Source organism: Lysobacter antibioticus HS124 (genome assembly GCF_000336385.2).
GTDB classification, from domain to species: Bacteria; Pseudomonadota; Gammaproteobacteria; order Xanthomonadales; family Xanthomonadaceae; genus Lysobacter; species Lysobacter firmicutimachus.
Map to the genome: position 1 here is coordinate 42,839 of NZ_HG424457.1, position 18,625 is coordinate 61,463.

Annotated in this window: 14 protein-coding genes; 9 read left to right on the forward strand and 5 right to left on the reverse strand. The window is 69.8% G+C overall.

Annotated features, from left to right (window positions below; all coding sequences use genetic code 11):
- The first annotated feature begins 65 nt into the window (after positions 1 to 65).
- From TX83_RS04150 to TX83_RS04160, 3 genes are all read left to right on the forward strand, one after another.
- Positions 66 to 1,019 (forward strand): DMT family transporter, encoded by a 954-nt coding sequence (locus TX83_RS04150; protein WP_064746668.1) that lies wholly within the window; start codon positions 66 to 68, stop codon positions 1,017 to 1,019.
- Positions 1,020 to 1,127: 108 nt separating this feature from the next.
- Complete coding sequence (locus tag TX83_RS04155; RefSeq protein ID WP_075574986.1) at positions 1,128 to 1,883, forward strand: tetratricopeptide repeat protein; 756 nt, start codon at positions 1,128 to 1,130, stop codon at positions 1,881 to 1,883.
- A gap of 95 nt (positions 1,884 to 1,978) precedes the next feature.
- On the forward strand, positions 1,979 to 2,554 hold the full coding sequence (locus TX83_RS04160) for a cysteine hydrolase family protein (RefSeq protein WP_064746670.1): 576 nt from the start codon (positions 1,979 to 1,981) through the stop codon (positions 2,552 to 2,554).
- Between the two features lie 38 nt (positions 2,555 to 2,592).
- Here the strand turns inward: TX83_RS04160 and TX83_RS04165 are convergent, their stop codons facing one another.
- The gene (locus TX83_RS04165; RefSeq protein WP_064746686.1) at positions 2,593 to 3,972 is read right to left on the reverse strand and encodes a glutamate--cysteine ligase; all 1,380 of its coding nucleotides are present in this window, start codon (positions 3,970 to 3,972) and stop codon (positions 2,593 to 2,595) included.
- Between the two features lie 278 nt (positions 3,973 to 4,250).
- On the opposite strand from TX83_RS04165, the gene TX83_RS04170 reads away from it, so the two are divergent.
- From TX83_RS04170 to TX83_RS04185, 4 genes are all read left to right on the forward strand, one after another.
- Positions 4,251 to 5,834 carry a peptide ABC transporter substrate-binding protein gene (locus TX83_RS04170; protein WP_064746671.1) on the forward strand — a complete coding sequence of 528 codons (1,584 nt, stop codon included), beginning with the start codon at positions 4,251 to 4,253 and terminating at the stop codon, positions 5,832 to 5,834.
- Positions 5,831 to 6,553 (forward strand): VIT1/CCC1 transporter family protein, encoded by a 723-nt coding sequence (locus tag TX83_RS04175; protein WP_064746672.1) that lies wholly within the window; start codon positions 5,831 to 5,833, stop codon positions 6,551 to 6,553. Before TX83_RS04170 ends, TX83_RS04175 begins: the two co-directional genes overlap by 4 nt.
- Positions 6,553 to 7,467 (forward strand): ABC transporter permease subunit, encoded by a 915-nt coding sequence (locus TX83_RS04180; RefSeq protein ID WP_064746673.1) that lies wholly within the window; start codon positions 6,553 to 6,555, stop codon positions 7,465 to 7,467. Before TX83_RS04175 ends, TX83_RS04180 begins: the two co-directional genes overlap by 1 nt.
- Before the next feature lie 110 nt (positions 7,468 to 7,577).
- Entirely contained in the window at positions 7,578 to 8,609 is a 1,032-nt protein-coding gene (locus TX83_RS04185) for a LacI family DNA-binding transcriptional regulator (RefSeq protein WP_064746674.1), read from the forward strand.
- A 238-nt stretch (positions 8,610 to 8,847) separates the two neighbouring features.
- On the opposite strand, the gene TX83_RS04190 is transcribed toward TX83_RS04185, so the two are convergent.
- The 3 genes from TX83_RS04190 to TX83_RS04200 all read right to left on the reverse strand — a co-directional run bounded on the left by TX83_RS04190 (position 8,848) and on the right by TX83_RS04200 (position 15,028).
- Positions 8,848 to 10,536 carry an alpha-amylase family glycosyl hydrolase gene (locus TX83_RS04190; protein WP_064746675.1) on the reverse strand — a complete coding sequence of 563 codons (1,689 nt, stop codon included), beginning with the start codon at positions 10,534 to 10,536 and terminating at the stop codon, positions 8,848 to 8,850.
- Positions 10,533 to 12,026 carry an MFS transporter gene (locus tag TX83_RS04195; RefSeq protein WP_064746676.1) on the reverse strand — a complete coding sequence of 498 codons (1,494 nt, stop codon included), beginning with the start codon at positions 12,024 to 12,026 and terminating at the stop codon, positions 10,533 to 10,535. The genes TX83_RS04190 and TX83_RS04195 overlap by 4 nt, the downstream gene beginning before the upstream one ends.
- Before the next feature lie 218 nt (positions 12,027 to 12,244).
- A complete protein-coding gene (locus TX83_RS04200) occupies positions 12,245 to 15,028 on the reverse strand; it encodes a TonB-dependent receptor (RefSeq protein WP_064746677.1) in 2,784 nt (927 codons plus the stop codon).
- Between the two features lie 290 nt (positions 15,029 to 15,318).
- Here TX83_RS04200 and TX83_RS04205 point away from each other — a divergent pair, with 290 nt between their 5' ends.
- Positions 15,319 to 16,971: an alpha-glucosidase gene (locus TX83_RS04205; protein WP_064746678.1), complete on the forward strand. Its 1,653-nt coding sequence runs from the start codon at positions 15,319 to 15,321 to the stop codon at positions 16,969 to 16,971.
- Positions 16,972 to 16,999: 28 nt separating this feature from the next.
- Here TX83_RS04205 and yihA read toward each other — a convergent pair whose 3' ends face one another.
- A complete protein-coding gene (gene yihA, locus TX83_RS04210) occupies positions 17,000 to 17,665 on the reverse strand; it encodes a ribosome biogenesis GTP-binding protein YihA/YsxC (RefSeq protein WP_064746679.1) in 666 nt (221 codons plus the stop codon).
- Between the two features lie 172 nt (positions 17,666 to 17,837).
- Between yihA and TX83_RS04215 the strand changes: the two genes are divergently transcribed.
- On the forward strand, positions 17,838 to 18,625 hold a 788-nt coding region (locus TX83_RS04215), incomplete at its 3' end, for a c-type cytochrome (protein WP_064746680.1).

The window sequence follows — 18,625 nt, forward strand, 5'->3', positions numbered from 1 at the left end:
AAAACTTACCGCCTGGCTCGGATTTCGAGATTTTTACACGGACAGGAGCGACCTAGATTTACCACATGCCCGCCCACCCTTCCGTTGCCGCCCGCCCCCTGCTCCTGCGCGCCGGCCTGATGGCCGCCGCCTCGGTCTGCCTGGCCGTGCTCGGCCTGCTGACCCGCTACACCGTCGGCTTGCCGCCCGAACTGGTGATCTGGGCGCGCTTCTTCCTGCCCGGCCTGGCCCTGGTCGCGCTGGCCGGACGCGACGACTGGCGTGCGGTGGTCTCTTTCGCCGACCGACCGGCCTGGGTGCGCGCGGTCTGCGTGGTGATCTCGCAGGGCTGCTTCGTCTACGCCGCGATCCACGGCGATCTGCTGCAGGCGGTGCTGCTGTACAACACCGGCCCCTTGTTCATTCCGCTGATCGCCTGGGCCTGGCTCGGCGAGCGCCTGCGCGGGCCGGCGCTGGGCGGCCTGGCGATCGGCTTCTGCGGCGTGGCGGCGGTGCTCGATCCCGGCGCCCGCGGACTGGACCGGCTGGCCGCGTTGTCGCTGTGCGGCGGTTTCGCCATGGCCGCCTCGCAGGTGCTGTTCTACCGCAGCGCGCAGCATCAGCCGCCGTTCCGCAACCAGTTCAAGCTGTACCTGCAGGCCTCGCTGGTAGCGCTGCCGCTGGCGGCCTGGGGTGCGACGCGGATCGACCCGGCCGCGCTGGCGGCGCAGCCGGCCTGGATGCTGGTCGCAGCGCTGCTCGGCATGTCGCTGTGCAGCCTCGGCAGCCAGTCGCTGCGCGACCTCGCTTATCGCGGCCTCGGCAACGCCTCCACCCTGGCGCCGCTGATGTATGTGGCGGTGCCGGTCGGGGCGGCGCTGGACGGATGGCTGTTCGGTCGCATCGCCGGCGCGTCGACCTGGTTCGGCGCGGCGCTGATCGTCGTTGGAGCGGCGATCGCGCTGCGCCGTGCCGCCGCGCCGTCGGACATGGAAACCAGGGCATCGCAGAGCGGCGCTCGTGGCCTGTCGCATTTCTAGGCGCATTCGTGCCGTTGCTGCGGCGACGGACGGCGGGGCGCGACGCTGGCGCCGGACGCAGAGAATGCCGACACTGAGGCCAGGAACTCACTCGGCCAGGGAATGCCAATGCCGTACTTGGGAATGGGCGTGCACGTCGTCGTCGCCCTGTACTTCGCCGTCCACGCGGTGCGCAGCGGCCAGGACCGCTACTGGCTGATGGTGCTTTTCATGTTCCCGCTGCTCGGCAGCGTGGTCTACGCGTTCGCGGTGTGGTTGCCGGAACAACGCCACAGTCGCCACGGCCGCGCCCTGGCCGGCAACGTGCGCCGCCTGCTCGACCCCGATCGCGCCCTGCGCGAAGCGCAGGACGCCTTCGATACCGCCGCGACCACCGAACACCGCCTGCGGCTGGCCGATGCCCTGCTCGACGCCGGACGCGCCGGCGACGCGCTGGCGCACTACCGCGGCGCGCTCAGCGGCATCCATCGCGACGATCCGGACATTCAGGTGCGCCTGGCGCGCGCCCTGCTCGAAAGCGGCGAGGCGGCGCAGGCGCGGCAATTGCTCGACGTGCTGATCGCCAGGCGTCCCGATTACCGCTCCGCCGACGGGCATCTGATCTACGCGCGCGCGGTCGCGGCGACCGGCGACCGGGCCAAGGCGCGCGAAGAGTTCGACGCACTGACCGGCTACAGCAGCGGCTTCCAGGCCCATGCGCATTACGCGCAATGCCTGGCCGACTGGGGCGAAAACGGCCGCGCGCGCGAGTTGTGCGCGCAGACGCTGGCGCGCGCGCAACGCTTGCCGGCCCATGTGCGCCGTCTGCACAAGCCCGAACTCGACCGATTGCGCGCGCTCGACAAGCGGCTGACCGCCTGCTGAGTGCCGCGCCTGGACGCGGCGTCCACGCCGGACCGGCTATCACGGTCGCGTCAAGCGAACGCCGGCGCTGGCCGCGCGCCTCCGGAGCCCTGCCCATGAATACCGCCCTGATCGTGATCGATCTGATCAACGACATCGTCCACCCCGACGGCGAGCTCGCCCGCGCCGCCGAGGCGGTGCGCGAAAGCGGACTGATCGCGCGCTGCAATCGCCTGAGCGCGCGCGCCCGCGCCGCCGGCGCGACGGTGGCGATGGTGCGGGTGGCGTTCGCGCCGGATTACTCCGACCTGCCGCGGCATTCGCCGCTGTTCGGCCGCGCGGCCGAACTCGGCGCCCTGCGCGACGGCGACTGGGGCACCCGCTTGCATGACGGCCTGCTGGTCGGCCCGCGCGACTGGATCGTGACCAAGCCGCGGGTCAGCGCGCTGTTCGACACCGACCTGGAAGCGCGTCTGCATGCGGCGGCGATCCGCCGCGTGACGATCTGCGGGGTCAGTACCGAGACCGGCGTGCAGACCACCGCGCGCGATGCGCACGATCGCGACTTCGAGGTGACCGTGGTCGGCGACCTGTGCGCCAGCGCCGATCCGCAGCGGCGCCGCGCGGCGCTGGAGATGCTGACGACGGTGGCGACGATCGCCGACGCCGAACAGGTCGATTTCGGCGCCTGAACCAGCGGCGCGGGCCGCGGCGAAGCGGCCGCCTGCGCTCAGTAGGCGAAATCCTTGAACACCGGATCGACGCTGCCGCCCCAGGCGCCGTGGAACAGTTCCAGCTTGCGCTCGGCCGGGCTCTTGCCCATGGCCACGAACTCGGCCAGCGGCTCCAGATAGATCGATTCATCGGCGCCGTGCTGGTTCAGGCGCGCGCGCCGCTTGAGGCCGTGGGCGGAGATCTCCAGCGCGCGCCGCGCCAGATCCAGCACCTTGCCGTCGCGGAACGGCAGGTGGAACCCGTGCCGGGGCACGCCGTCGCGCAGCGCGTGGCGTTCGGCCGGGGTGAAGTCCAGCACCAGGTCCCAGGCCGCGTCGAGCGCCTCGGCGTCGTACAACAGGCCGACCCAGAACGCCGACAGCGCGCAGATCCGGTTCCACGGACCGGAATCGGCGCCGCGCATCTCCAGGTACTTCTTCAAACGCACTTCCGGGAACGCGGTGGTGGTGTGGTCGGCCCAATCCTTCAGGGTCGGACGCCGGTCCGGATAGGCCGGCAGCTTGCCCTCGAGGTAGTCGCGGAACGACTGGCCGCTGGCGTCGATGTAGCGGCCGTCGCGGTAGACGAAGTACATCGGCACGTCGAGCAGGTAATCGACGTAGCGCTCGTAGCCGAAGCCGTCCTCGAACACGAAATCGAGCAGGCCGGTGCGGTCCGGGTCGGTATCGGTCCAGATGTGCGATCGATAGGACAGATAGCCGTTGGGCTTGCCTTCGGTGAACGGCGAATCGGCGAACAGCGCGGTCGCGATCGGCTGCAACGCCAGCGAGACGCGGAATTTCTTGACCATGTCCGCCTCGTCGCGCACGTCGAGGTTGACCTGCACGGTGCTGGTGCGGGTCATCATGTCCAGGCCGAGGTTGCCGACCTTGGGCATGTACTCGCGCATGATCTTGTAGCGGCCCTTGGGCATCCACGGCATCTCGTCGCGGCGCCACTTGGGCTGGAAACCCATGCCGAGGAAGCCCAGGCCCATCGGCTCGGCGACGGTGCGCACTTCGCGCAGGTGGGTCGCCGCTTCGACGCAGGTGTCGTGCAGGGTGTCCAGCGGCGCGCCGGACAGCTCCAGCTGGCCGGCCGGCTCCAGCGAGACCGAGGCCTGGCCGCGGCTGAGCGCGATCACCCGGCCGTTCTCCTCCACCGGGGTCCAGCCGAACTGCACCAGTCCCTTGAGCAACGCCTCGATGCCGCGCTCGCCGTCGAAGGTCGGCGGGCGCAAGTCGTCGGTGCGGAAACCGAATTTCTCGTGTTCGGTGCCGATCTTCCAGTCCGACTCCGGGCGCGCGCCCGAGGCCAGGTACTCGATCAGCATGTCGCGGCCGCCGGCCTTGACGTCGGGAATCTCGATTTCCTTGACCTGGCTGGGACCGGACACATCCACCTCGCTTGATTCTGTTCGGCAAGGCGGGATGCCCTGCTCGCGCGTCGCTGCGCGGAAACCGGCGACCGTCGGTACGGGGCCGGCTGCGGCCGGCCCCCGGCGTACGACGGCCGGCCGGTTGCGTGCCACCTTGCACGCTTTCCGGGTCTGGATATGCGGCGGCTCGCCTACAATCGCAAGACCCCGGCAGTGTAGACCCCGCTTTGCGCCGAACAACGTCCGTCCTGCAACGCTATGGTTCGGCCCTGCTACTGGCGCTGGCGGCACCGGCCGTGCCTGCCCAACCGTCGCCGGCGCAAAGCGCGCAGACGCAGCTGGAGCGCGGCAACGGCCCGGAACCGAGCACCCTGGACGCGCACCGTTGCCAGGAAGTCGCCTGCGGCAACGTATTGCGCGACCTGTACGAAGGCCTGGTCACCGAAGACGCGCAGGGCCGGCTGGTGCCGGGCATGGCGCAACGCTGGACGGTCTCGGCCGACGGCCGCACCTGGCGCTTCGTGCTGCGCCCGGGGCTGCGCTGGAGCAACGGCGAGGCGCTCGACGCCGGCCAGATCGTCGCCAGTTTCCGCCGCGCGTTCGCGCCGGCCACCGCAGCGCCGTTCGGCGAACTGTTCGACGCCCTCGATCAGGCCCAGGCGGTGCAGGCCGGCCGGGTCGCGCCGGAACGGCTCGGGGTGTCGGCGCCGGACCCGCGCACGGTCGAATTCCGGCTCAATCGCAGCGCCTCGTTGCCGGCCCTGCTGACCCTGCCGATCGCGTTCCCGGTGTACCTGCCGGCCGTGCGGCGCCACGGCGCCCAGCACACCCGGCCCGGGCAGCTGGTCTCCAACGGCGCCTACACCCTGGCCGCGTGGACCCCGCAGGCCAATCTGCAACTGCGGCGCAACCCGCGCTTCCACGACGCCGCCGCGGTGGCGATCGAGCGCGTGCGCTTCCACGTCACCGAGGACGCCGCCGCCGAACTGCAACGCTTCGCCGCCGGCGACCTGCACATCACCGAGGTGGTGCCGCCGCAGCCGCTGGTCTCGCTGCGCCGGCGCTTCGGCGCGCAACTGCGCCTGTCGCCCTATCTGGGCGCGTTCTGGCTCGGCCTCAACACCACCCGCGCGCCGTTTCGCGATGCGCCCTGCGCCGCCGGCGCGACGCGCTGCGACGACCGCGCCCTGGCGCTGCGCCGGGCCCTGGCGATGGCGGTCGACCGCGACAAGCTGACCCGCTACGTGACCGGCCTGGGCGAAACCCCGGCCTACGGCATCGTGCCGCCGGGCATCGCCGGCTACACCCCGGCCCAGGCCGCCTGGTCGGACCTGCCGCAGGCGCAGCGCGAGGCGCATGCGCGCGCTTTGTACCGCTACGCCGGCTATTCCGCGCGCAATCCGCTGACCCTGGAGCTGCGCTACAACACTTCGACCCCGCACCGGCGCCTGGCGCTGGCGGTCGCGGCGATGTGGCGGCAGACCCTGGGCGTGCAGGTGCGGCTGCGCAACGAGGAATGGAAGGTGTTCGTGCAGAACCGCAAGCAGCGCGCGATCACCCAGGCTTTCCGCGGCGGCTGGATCGGCGACCTCGCCGACGCGCGCAACTTCCTCGCCGCGTTCGGCAACGACGGGCCGCTCAACTGGACCGGCTACGACGACGCCGGCTACCGCGAGCGGCTGGCGCGCGCCGATGCCGCCGCCACCGACGCCGCGCGCAACGCCTGGCTGCGCGCCGCCGAGCAGCGCCTGCTGAACGATCACGCCGCGATCCCGCTGTACTTCTATACCTCCAAACATCTGGTTTCCGAGCGCGTGCGCGGCTTCCAGCCCAACGCCCTGGACCGTCACGCCAGCCGCTGGTTGAGCCTGAGCCCATGAACGCATCCGCCTCTCGCCCGCAATCGCTGGGCCGCCATTCCGAGACCCACCGTTCCGAGCGCGTGGGCTGGCTGCGCGCAGCGGTGCTCGGCGCCAACGACGGCATCGTCTCGGTCGCCGGTCTCGTGGTCGGCGTCGCCGCCAGCGGCGCCGACGCCGCCGCGATCCTCACCAGCGGCATCGCCGGCGCGGTCGCCGGGGCGATGTCGATGGCCGCCGGCGAATACGTGTCGGTGCGTTCGCAGGCCGACACCGAGCGCGCCGATATCGCGGTGGAACGGCGCGAACTGGCCGAGGACCCGGCCAGCGAACTGGAGGAGTTGGCGCGGATCTACGTGCGTCGCGGCCTGACCCCGGAACTGGCGCACGAAGTCGCGCGCCAGCTGACCGCGCACGATGCGCTCGGCAGCCACGCCCGCGACGAACTGGGCATCACCGAAACCTTGCGCGCGCGGCCGCTGCAGGCCGCGGCGGCATCGGCGCTGGCCTTCGTCTGCGGCGCCGCGCTGCCGATCGGCGCGGTGTTGCTGGCGCCGGCGGGCGAAGTCGAGGCGGTGGCGATCCCGACCACCCTGGCCGCGTTGTTCCTGTCCGGCGCGCTGGCCGCCTGGGCCGGCGGCGCGCCGGTGCTGCGCGGCGCGTTGCGGGTCGCGTTCTGGGGCGCGCTGGCGATGGCCGCGGCGACCCTGGTCGGGCGCCTGTTCGGCGTGCAGGTCTGATGCGGCCGGCGCTGGCCCGATTCGGTTCGCGCCTGCTGGAGGCGGCGATCACTCTGTGGCTGCTGGCGACATTGTGCTTCGTGCTGCTGCGCGCCGCGCCGGGCGGCCCGTTCGACAGCGAAAAAGCCGCGCCGCCGGAGGTACAGGCCGCGCTCGAGGCCCAGTACCGGCTCGACCAGCCCTTGCCGATGCAATACCTGGCCTGGCTCGGCGACGCGGTGCGCGGCGACCTCGGGCCCTCGTTCCAATATCCCGATTACACCGTCAACCAGCTGATCGCCAACGCCTTGCCGGTGTCGATGCTCAACGGCGGCCTGGCCCTGCTGCTGGCCTTGCTGCTCGGCATCGGCTTGGGCGTGTGGGCGGCGCTGCGCGCCGGCCGCTGGACCGACCGGCTGCTGATGGGCCTGGCCGGGCTCGGCCTGGCGGTGCCCAAGTTCGTCGTCGCCCCCTTGCTGGTGCTGGTGTTCGCGGTCGGCCTGCACTGGCTGCCGGCCGGCGGCTGGGGCGAATGGGACAACATCGTCTTGCCGGTGATCGCCCTGGCCCTGCCCAACATCGCCTACTGCGCGCGCCTGACCCGCGCCTCGCTGCTGGAGACGCTGTCGGCCGACTACCTGACCGCTGCGCGCGCCCGCGGCCTGTCGGAAACCCGGCTGCTGTTCGCGCATGCGCTCAAGCCGGCGCTGCTGCCGGTCGCGGCCTGGCTGTCGCCGGCGCTGATCAACGTGGTCACCGGTTCGGCGGTGGTCGAGCAGGTGTTCGGCATCCCCGGCATGGGCCGCTATTTCGTCCAGGGCGCGCTCAACCGCGACTACACCCTGGTGCTGGGCGTGGTGCTGGCGATCGGCGCCCTGATCGTGGCGATCAACGTGGCCGTCGACGCTTTGCGCGCCTGGATGGATCCGCGGTGAGGCCGGGATTCGGGATTGGGGATCAGGGAGAGAGCGGAACCTGGCCGCCCGCTTTTGCGAATCCCTAGTCCCGAATCCCCAATCCCCGCCCCAGAGCTACACTGCGGCCCATGCGCAAGAAGAGCAAAGCCACCTCGGTCGACATCGCCCATCTGGCCGGCGTGTCCCAGGCCACCGTCTCGCGCGTGCTCAGCGGCAGCCCGCTGGTCAACGCCGAGACCCGGCGCCGGGTCGAAGCGGTGGTGCGCGAGCTCAACTACAAGGTCGACCGCCACGCCTCCAGCCTGCGCCGGCAGCGCTCGGGCACGCTGGCGATGCTGCTGTTCGAGGACCCGACCCCGGACGAGTCGCATATCAACCCGTTCTTCCTGTCCATGCTCGGCTCGATCACCCGCGCCTGCGCCCGCCACGGCCAGGACCTGCTGATCTCGTTCCAGCAGCTGTCCGACGATTGGGCCGGCGACTACGAGGACAGCATGAAGGCCGACGGCCTGATCCTGCTCGGCTACGGCGACTACCTGGCCTACCAGGGCAAGCTGCAGAAACTGGTCGAACAGGGCACCCGCTTCGTGCGCTGGGGCGCGGTGCTGCCGGACCAGCCGGGGCTGTCGATCGGCTGCGAGAACCTCGGCGGCGGCCGCCAAGCCGGCACGCATCTGCTGGCGCTGGGACGGCGGCGGGTGGCCTTCCTCGGCGACGCCTCCAGCCATTATCCCGAGTTCCTCGACCGCTACCTCGGCTGCGAGCAGGCCCTGGCCGCCGCGGGGCTGACGCTGGACCGCGCCCTGCAGGTCGACGCGGAAAGCGCCGAAGACGCCGGCCACGCGGCTGCCTGCGAGCTGCTGGCACGCGGGCTGCCGTTCGATGCGATCTTCGCCGCCAGCGACCTGATCGCGATCGGCGCCATGCGTGCGCTCGCCGAACACGGCCTGCGCGTGCCGGAAGACGTGTCGGTGGTCGGCTTCGACGACATCCCGATGGCGCGCTTCGCCCACCCGCCGCTGACCACGATCTTCCAGGATACCAAGCAGGCCGGCGAGCTGCTGGTCGACACGCTGATGAAGCTGATCCACGGCGAGCAAGCCCACAGCGTGCGGCTGCCGACCTCGCTGGTGGTGCGCAAGTCCTGCGGCGCCGGCTAAGCGGGCGTTGCCGCCCGTTGCGGGAGCCCGCGTCCCGCGAAACGTCCTGCGGTCATAAGCCGCAACAGTCGCGGCGATGCAATACCGCACCGCTGCCCGTACTAAGCGAGCGATTTACCGCGCTCGCGTCCAAGGCGACGGGTAGGCGTTGAAGCAAAAGCAAATCGCCCTAGCCCCTTTTTCGAAAGAGGGGAAGCCGTTCCGGCCGGTTTCGCAGACTGGGGCCCCGCAGGCGCGATCAGCGCCGGCGGGCGTGGGCCATGGCCCGATCCAACGCCGCGGCCAGGCCCGGATCGCGTACCGGTGCGTCGAGCAGATAGACCTGCACCCCGTGCGCGGGCACCTGCGCGCGCAGGCTTTCGCCCTTTCCGATCACCGTCTCGGCGCCGCCGAAGGCCGCGCGCCAGGTGCCCGCCTGCAGGTACTGCGCGACCACGAAGTCCGCCGGCGCATCGCCCTTGTTGAGCAGGACCAGCGCGATCTGCGCCGTGTCGCCGTGCTGGTAGACGCGATAGAACGCGGCGCGGTCCCCCTGCAGCAGCACGTTCAACTGCAAGCCGCGCTGCAGGGCCGGCGAGTCGCGGCGCACGCGGGCGATGCGCTTGAGCGCGGCATGGATCGGATGCGCGGCTCCGGCATCGACCCGCGCCTGGCCGTAGTAGTTGCGATTGCCCGCATGCTCGGCGCGGCCGCGCTGGAAGCCGGTTTCCGAACCGTAATAGATCACCGGGATGCCGCGCGCGGTGAACAGCCAGTGGTTGGCGTCGATGAAGCCTTCGTCGCTGGCGTCCAGCCGCGCCATGTCGTGGTTGTCGTAGAAGGTCATCAGTTCGTACGGGTTCGCGTACGGCCCGTCCTGCAGGTACAGGCGCTCGTCGAGGCGGGCGTAATCGGCGCGGCCGCGGCCGAACACCTCGGCCAGGCGTTCCTTGAGCGGAAAGTCGAGCACGCTGACTCCGCCGTTCTCGGCCCAGGTGAACGGCGCGATGTTCTCGGCTTTGTAGTCGAAGGCCTCGCCGAACATGAACAAGCCCGGCCGCTTGGCCCGCAGGCGCGCGGCGAAACTGCGCCAGAACGGCATCGGCACGTGGCGGATGGTGTCGATGCGCAACGCGTCGGCGCCCTGATCCAGCCATTGCGAGTAGGCATCGACGAAGTACTCCAGCAGCGCCGGGTTGCTGTCGTCGAGGTTGGACAACTGGACCAGATCCTTCTGGGGGCGAAAGAAGCGGTGCAGCGGCTCGCGCTGCGGGTCCAGCCGCTCAGGCGGCAGATTCTGGTGGTCGGCGACCAACACGCCGTCGCGGTAGATTTCGCCGTATTTGGGCTGATCCTGCGGCATCGTGAACGAGGGCGAGCCGTGGTTGGCGACGATGTCGAGCACCGTCTTGAGCCCATGCCGCTTCAGGCCCGCGGTCAACGCAGCGAAATCCAGCCCCGGGCTGGGCAGGTGCTCGTCGAGGCGGAAGAAGTCCACGCCCCAATAACCGTGGTAGCCGGTCTTGCCGCGGTCCTGGAAGGCGCCGCCCCAGGTCACCGCCTCGCCGCCGGTGAAGGCCTGGTCGGGGTTGTCGACGATCGGCGTCAGCCAGACCGCGCCGAAGCCCATGTCGCGGATGTAGCCGGCATTGTCGAGCAGGCCTTTGAAGTCGCCGCCGAGATAGCCGATGTTGTCGCTCTCGCCGGCCGGCGCGCCCGCGACCGGCCGGTCGAAGCTGCGCGTGGCCGGGTCCGGGCCGCCCTGCTCGCGCTGATCGTTGTTCGGATCGCCGTTGACGAAGCGGTCGGTGACCACGAAGTACACCGCGTCGGCGGCCATCGGTTCGAGCGTGCCGTAATAGTCGCGCGCAGGCGCCGGCGCGCTCGACCCGGCCGTCGCGCAACCGGCGAGCACCAGCGCCAGCGCGGCCAACGCCAAGCGGCTCATGCGCCCGGCTCGCGCACTCGCAGCACGCACAGGCCCGAGACGACCAGGCTCGCGCCGCCGATCACCAATGCCCATACCGGCTCTCCGTGGAAGAAGGTCTTGAGCAGGAAGCCGAGCAAACTCGCCGCGACCAGCTGCGGAATGACGATGAAGAAGTTGAAGATGCCCATGTACACGCCCATCTTGGCCGCCGGCAAACTGTCCGACAGCAGGGCGTAAGGCAGCGACAGGATCGAGGCCCAGGCGAAACCGACGCCGAGCATGGACAGCAGCAACCACTGCGGGTCGCGGATCAACGCGATCGAGATCAGCCCGGCGCCGCCCAGGCAGACGTTGACCAGATGACTCCAGCGCAGGCCCCAGCGCCGCGCCATCCACGGAATCGCCACCGCCGCCAGCGCGGCGAAGCCGTTGTAGGCGGCGAACAGCACGCCGACCCAGTTCGCGCCGTCGTTGTAGGCGGCCGAAGCGGTGTCGCTGCTGTGGTAGTGCAACTGGGTCACCGCCGGCGTGGTGTAGATCCACATCGCGAACAAGGCGAACCAGGAAAAGAACTGCACCACCGCCAGGCGCAGCATGGTCGGCGGCATGCCGTGCAGGTCGTCCATGACGCTGGCGAAGCCGCTGCCCTCGCCCACCACGCCGCGCAGGCACTGGGCCAGGCCGAACGCGGCGATCATGCCGGCCAACACGTACAACTGGCGGTCCAGCGCGGCCATCGAGATCGCCACGGCCAGGATCGCGCCGACCGTGGCCCAGGCCGCGCCGAGCAGCAGGCAACGCACCCGGTCGCGCGGCGGATGCGGCGGCGCCGGCGGCGCTTCGTCGTACTCGGCCAGTTGCTCGGGCGGATACTCGCGCGTGCTCAGCACCGTCCAGCCCACCGACAGCAGCAGCACCGCGCCGCCGGCGTAGAAGGCGTAGCGCACCGTGTCGGGCACCTCGCCGGGCATGGCGGTATTGGCGACGCCGTAGTGCGCCAGCACGTAGGGCAGCGCGCTGGCGACCACCGAGCCGACGCCGATGAAAAAGCTTTGCATCGCATAGCCGGTGGGGCGCTGGCGCGGCGGCAGCTGATCGCCGACGAACGCGCGGAACGGCTCCATCGAGATGTTGATCGACGCGTCCAGCACCCACAGCAGGCCGGCCGCGATCCACAGGAACGGCGCGTTGGGCATCGCCAGCAAGGCCAGCGAGGCCAGCACCGCGCCGATCAGGAAATACGGACGCCGCCGGCCCAGACTCGGGCTCCAGGTGCGGTCGGACAGATAGCCGACGATCGGCTGCACGATCAGGCCGGTCAGCGGCGCGGCGATCCACAGCATCGGGATGTCGTCGATGGCCGCGCCGAGGGTCTGGAAGATCCGGCTGACGTTGGCGTTCTGCAGGGCGAAGCCGAACTGGATGCCGAGGAAGCCGAAGCACATGTTCCAGATCTGCCAGAACGACAGCTGCGGCTTGCGGGACGGAGCGTCGTGGCGATCGGTCATGGCTTGGATACTGGCATGAAGCGGGTTGGGACAACCGCGCCGGACGGACGAGGCCGGGTCAAAAGCAAATCCCCCTCGCCCCCCCCCTTTGTCAAAGGGGGGGCGACAAGCAGGGCGGCGACGCCGATCACACCACGTCGCACCCCGAGCGTCCGCATCCGGCTCCCCTTTTGAAAAAGGGGGCCGGGGGGATTCGCCTTTGCCTTGCTCTTATCCGGTCAGAACTGCGACGAGAACCGGATCCCGTACATCCGCGGCGTATTCAAGTAACGGATGTTGGTGGCGTTGTTGATGAAGCCCTTGCCCGAATAGACCTCGTCGGTGAGGTTGGAGACGAAGCCGTCGATGCGGAACTGGTTGTCGCTGCCGAAGTTCAGGCCGGCCGACACATTGACCGTCAGGAAGCCGTCGACGTCGTCGCGCATCGCCAGGCCGCTGGCCGGGCCGCCGCCGGCGGCCGGGTTGGAGCCGTTGTTGAAGGCCATGTCGGCGAGCGGAACTTCGATCACATTGCCGGCCGCGTCCAGACCGAAGCCGCGGCTGTTGAACGCGGTCAGGTAGTAGTCGGAGCGATAGGTCAGGTTGACCGTCCAGTCGAACGAACTCAACGCGCCGCGGCCGATGTCGATGGTCTGCGACAAGCTGACATTGGCGTTGTACTTGGAGGTGTTCGGCAGGCGGTTGCCGTCCAGCGGCACGATCAGGCCGAGCCCGCCGGAGCGCGTGTCCAGCACCTTGGAGTCGTCGAAGGTCGCATCCAGGTAGGTGAAGTTGTAGCCCAGGTCGAAGCCGTACGGCAGGCCGACCCGGCCTTCCAGTTCCAGGCCGAGCACGCTGGCGTTGGCGGCGTTGTCGTTGAACACCTGGCGGCTGGTCGCGTTCGGGTTGGTCGGCGTCGGCGCCGGCACGTCGATCAGGTTCTGCAGCACCTTGTTCTGGTAGTCGTAGTAGAACACCGACGCATTCAAACGCACCGGCGTTTCGCCCCAGACGTAGTCGCCCTTGATGCCGGCCTCGTACGAGGTCAGCTCTTCCGGCTCGAAGGTCGGCGCCAGCGCGGTGCCGTCGTTGAGCGACAGCGGCCGATTGATGCCGCCGGATCGGGTGCCGGTGGACACGGTGCCGTACAGCATTACCTGCGGCGAGAGGTCGTATTCGAAGCCGACCCGCCAGTCGACGTAGCTGTCCTTGTACACGTCCTCGCTCCGGCCGCCGGGGAAGTCCGAGCGCGCGATGACCTGGATCTGGTCGCGGTTCTGGCGCAGGAACTGGGCCCAGTTGTCGTCGACGCCGAAGCCGGCGAAGCCGCCGAGGAAGTAGTCGAGCGTGTTGGCGCCCGGGTCGCAGCGCAGTTCGGCCGGGGTCCAGCCGGTGCATACGCTGGGATCGCCGCCCGGACGCCCGCCCGGCGCGGCCAGGCGGAAGCCCGGCGAGCCCAGCACCAGGCCGGTGGTGTAGGGGTTGGTGGCGGTATTGACCGGCTGGCCGGTGAATTGCTGGAACAGGCCTTCCGGAATCACGAACTGGTACTTCAGGTTCGATTCGCGCGCGATCTTCTTGTCGCGGGTGTAGCGCACGCCGCCGATCAGGCGCAGCGAATCGGTCGCGGCGAAGCTGAAGTCGCCGTACACCGCATTGGATTCGACCTTGGAATTGTCGCCGCGGTTCTCGCCGCCCAGGCCGTCCTGCCAACCGCAGATCGTGCCCGGACGCCACCAGTCGCAATCGCCGAAGTAGCCGTTGCCGACGTCCCAGGACACGTAGTCGTACTTCTCTTCGTAGTTGAACAGGCCCGCCGACCAGATCAGCTTGCCGGTGTCGCCGAAGAAGCGCAGTTCGTTGATGGTCGAGCTGGACTTGTCGGCCTGATAGAAGGTGTCGTACCAGGCCAGGCGTTCGGGGTTGTGGTAGGCCTCGCGGTCCGAGCCCGGGTACACCGGGCCCAGCTGCCACTCGCGCGAGGCGTTGCGGTTATAGAAGTCGTACTTGCGGTAGGAGGTGTTGAACTCCACCGACACCGCGTCGTTGAACGCGTAGGTGAAGGTCGCGGCGATGCCTTCGATGTCGTTGGTGGTCTTGCCCTGGGTGCGGAAGTACTGGCGGAACGGGTCGGACAGATCGCCGATGTCGTAGCCGGCGGCGAGGCCGCGTTCGGCGAACAGGCCCGGGTCGCCGGTGCCGCGCTCGGTGACCTTGTCCAGCATCACGTAAGCCGAGAACTTGTCGTTCGGCTCCCACAGCGCCGACAGGCGCAAGGCCTGATTGTCGATCGCGCCCGGGCCCTCGGCGCCGAACAGCGATTTGGGATAGCCGTTGTCGATGTAGGACGAGCGCTCCTCGTCGAACAGCGCCGCACGCAGGGCGAAGGTTTCGCCGATCGGCAGGTTGAGCACGCCCTCGGCGGTGGTGAAATCGTGGTTGCCGGCGCCGACCTTGAGCCCGCCGCTGGTCACGCCCAGCTCGGGGCGCTTGGAGATCACGTTGATCGAGCCGCCGGTGGCGTTGCGGCCGCGCACCGTGCCCTGCGGGCCCTTGTTGACCTCGATCCGGTCGACGTCGAAGAACATCGGCCCGATCGAGCGCGGACGCGGCAGGTAGATGCCGTTGTAGTAGGTCGCCACCGACGGATCGGAGGAGAAGTCCGAGTCGGCCGCGCCGATGCCGCGCAGGAAGATCTCGTACTTGCCTTCCTGGCGGGTGATCTGCAGGCCGGGCACCACCGCCTGCAGGTTGCGGAAATCGGTGTTGATGCCGAGCTTGGTCAGGTCCTCGCCGCTGAACGACTGGATCGTGCCGGCGTACTTCTGGATCGACTGCACGCGGCGGTTGCCGGTGACCTGGACCGCGTCGAGTTCGTGCGCGGCGGCCGGCGCGTCCTGCGGCGCGGGAGCGTCGGCGGCCCACACCGTCCACGAGCTGCACAGCCCGAGCGAGGCCAGGGCCGCGGTCAGCAGGTGGCGGTTGAATTGCGATTGCGGCGTAGCCGGCTTGAGTGTCGACATGCTCCCCTCCAGAAGCGCTGTGTGTCGTGGCGCGCGCGCACTGTCGTCGCGCTGCGTCCGCCGGGGCGATGCGTGCGCCCTCGGTCCGAGCGCATGTTAGGCAAGCCGCTCGCCGCACAGCGGGTTCTGCATACGTATTCATGGCGGGCAGTCGCATTCATGTCGCAGTTCTTCCGGCCGCGCGGCCATGAATACGTATGCAGTTGCGACGGCGCCCGCAACCGGCGGCGGTAAGCTGCCGCGCATCGCGGCGACGCAGCACGCCGACCGCACACCATCAGGGGTTTCTCTTGCCAGCCGCCAGCCTTCCGACCGCCGCCGCCCAACCCAACGACGCATGGTGGCGCGGCGCGGTCATTTACCAGATCTACCCGCGCAGCTTCCGCGACCTCAGCGGCGACGGCGTCGGCGACCTGCCCGGCATCATCGACAAGCTCGACTATGTCGCCGGCCTCGGCGTCGATGCGATCTGGATCTCGCCGTTCTTCAAGTCGCCGATGGCCGACTTCGGCTACGACATCGCCGATTATCGCGCCGTCGATCCGCTGTTCGGGCAATTGGAGGATTTCGACCGGCTGCTGGCCAAGGCGCATGCGCTGGGCCTGAGGGTGATGATCGACCAGGTGCTCAGCCACACCTCCGACCAGCACGAGTGGTTCCAGCGCAGCCGGGAAAGCCGCGACAACGACTACGCCGACTGGTACGTCTGGGCCGACGCGCGTGCCGACGGCACCGCGCCGAACAACTGGATGTCGCTGTTCGGCGGCGTGGCCTGGCGCTGGGAACCGCGCCGCCAGCAGTACTACCTGCACAACTTCCTGTCCTCGCAGCCGGACCTCAATTTCCACAACCCGGCGGTGCGCGCGGCGGTGCTGGACAACGTGCGCTTCTGGCTCGACCGCGGCGTCGACGGCCTGCGCCTGGACGCGATCAACTTCTGCTTCCACGACGCGCAACTGCGCGACAACCCGCCCAAGCCGCCGGAACTCCGGGTCGGGCGCGGTTTCAGCGCGGACAATCCCTACGCGTTCCAGTATCACTATTACAACAACAACCAGCCCGAGAACCTGGACTTCCTCGCCGACCTGCGCGCCTTGCTGGACCGTTACCCGGGCGCGGTGTCGCTGGGCGAGATCTCCTCGGAAGACTCGATCGCGACCATGGACGAGTACACGCGCCACGGCCGCCTGCACATGGGCTACAGCTTCGAGTTGTTGACCGACGACTATTCGGCGGCGCACATCCGCGGCACCGCCCAGACCCTGCAGTCCGCCATGCGCGAAGGCTGGCCCTGCTGGGCGATTTCCAACCACGACGTGCAACGCGTGGTGTCGCGCTGGGGCCGCGGCGGGACGCCGCCGGAGTTCGCCAGCATGCTCAGCGCGCTGACCTGCTCGCTGCGCGGCTCGGTATGCATGTATCAGGGCGAGGAACTCGGCCTGCCGGAAGCCGAACTGCCGTTCGAGGCCCTGCGCGACCCGTTCAGCATCGCGTTCTGGCCGACCTTCAAGGGCCGCGACGGCTGCCGCACCCCGATGCCGTGGGACGCGAGCGCACTGGCCGGCTTCAGCGAAGCGACGCCCTGGCTGCCGATCGCCGATGCGCACCGCGGCCTCGACGTGGCCGCGCAGGAGCGCGATCCGGACTCGCCGCTGCAGCGCCTGCGCCGCTTTCTCGCCTGGCGCAAGCGCTATCCGGCGCTGCTGCAGGGCGCGATCGCCTTCCTCGACACGCCCGAACCGGTGCTGGCCTTCGTCCGTGGCGAGGGCCCGCAGGCGATGCTGCTGGCGTTCAACCTCGGCCCCGCCCCGGTCGCGCTGGAACTCGGCGAACGCGCGGCCTGGAGCGTCGACGAAGGTCACGGCCTGCCGTCCGGCACGGTCGAGGCCGGCCGCCTGCGACTGCCGGGCTACGGCGTGTACGTGGCGCGCGCGCCGGGTTGAGCGCCGCGCGCGGGCACGCCGACGGCGCTCAGGGCGCGGGCGCCGCCTCGGCGGGCGCTTCGTTCAACCCCAGCCAGCCCATCACCACCGCGCGCGCTTCGTCCACGCCCTGCTTGGACTCGCCGGAGAAGGTCTGCACGCTGACCGTGTCGCCGAACGCGGACTGCAGTTCCTTGCGCACCGCCATCAGCTGCTGCTGTTGCTGGCCGCGACCGAGCTTGTCGGCCTTGGTCAGCAGCGCGTGCGCGGGCAGGCCGCGGCCGGCGGCATAGCCGATCATGTGCCGGTCGTAGTCCTTGAGCGGATGGCGGATGTCCATCACCACCACCAGGCCGCGCAGCGCCTGGCGGGTTTCGAAGTAACGGTCGAGAAACGCCTGCCAGTGCGCCTGCAGGTTCTGCGGCACCTTGGCGTAGCCGTAGCCCGGCAGGTCGACCAGGAACCGGTCCGGTTCCGGCGCCGGCTCGGGGCCGCGATAAGGCGGGCTGACGTCGAAGAACACCAATTGCTGGGTGCGGCCCGGGGTCTTGGACACGCGCGCCAGCGCGTTCTGCTGGCACAGGGCGTTGAGCGCGCTGGACTTGCCGGCGTTGGAGCGGCCGGCGAACGCGACCTCGTAGCCGCCGTCGGGCGGCAATTGCTTGTGGTTGTGCGCCGACAGCAGGTAGCGGGCACGGGCGAGGTGATTGGTCATCGCACTAGGATCGCATGCGCCGGCGCCTCGGCGCGCCGCCGGCGCCTGAACCCGCGTTGACCCGGTCCGGGCCGACCCTGATAATTCCGAGGTTCCGGCGCGCGTGCCGCGCCGGGCGCCAGCCGTCCGCCAGCCCATCCCGCAGCAAGCCAGTAGTTCGGAGCCCAGCTACATGAGCCAAGCCCGCGTCTTCGGCCTCGTCGGCCTCGTCGCCCTCGCGGCTGCCGCCGTTGCGTATGCACAGACCACGGTCACCCCGATTCCCGACAAGGAACCGGTCCAGACCGCGCCGTTGTCCGGCAGCCCGAAGCCGGTGTGGGGCGACGTCAAGGCGGGCGCGACCAAGGCCGGCACCTGCGCCGCCTGCCACGGCCTCGACGGCAACCCGACCGATCCGCAGTACCCGCGCCTGGCCGGCCAGAGCGAGCGCTACATCGCGCACCAGATCGCCCTGTTCAAGAGCGGCGAGCGCAACACCGGCATGGCCGCGGCGATGAAGCCTTACGCCGACGCGCTCAGCGACCAGGACGCGCGCGACCTGGGCGCCTATTTCGCGACCCAGAAGTCCGGCGCCGGCGTCGCCGACGACACCGTGATCGCGGCCGGTCCGAACAAGGACAAGAAGTTCTACCAGGTCGGCGAGCAATTGTTCCGCTCCGGCGACAAGGCCCGCGGCATCCCGGCCTGCATGGCCTGCCATGGCCCCGGCGGCGCCGGCAATCCCGGCCCGGCCTATCCGCACATCGCCGGCCAGCAGGCGGCCTACTCGCAGCGCCGGCTGGAGGAATACCGCGCCGGCACCACGGCGCAGAAGGACCCGCACCTGTTCAACATCATGGCCAGCGTGGCCAAGCAGCTGACCGACGAGGAAATCGGTTCGCTGTCCAGCTACCTGCAGGGCCTGCACCCGCGCGCCGACGACGTGGCCGCCGCTCAGGCGCCGGCTCCGGCCGCCAAGCC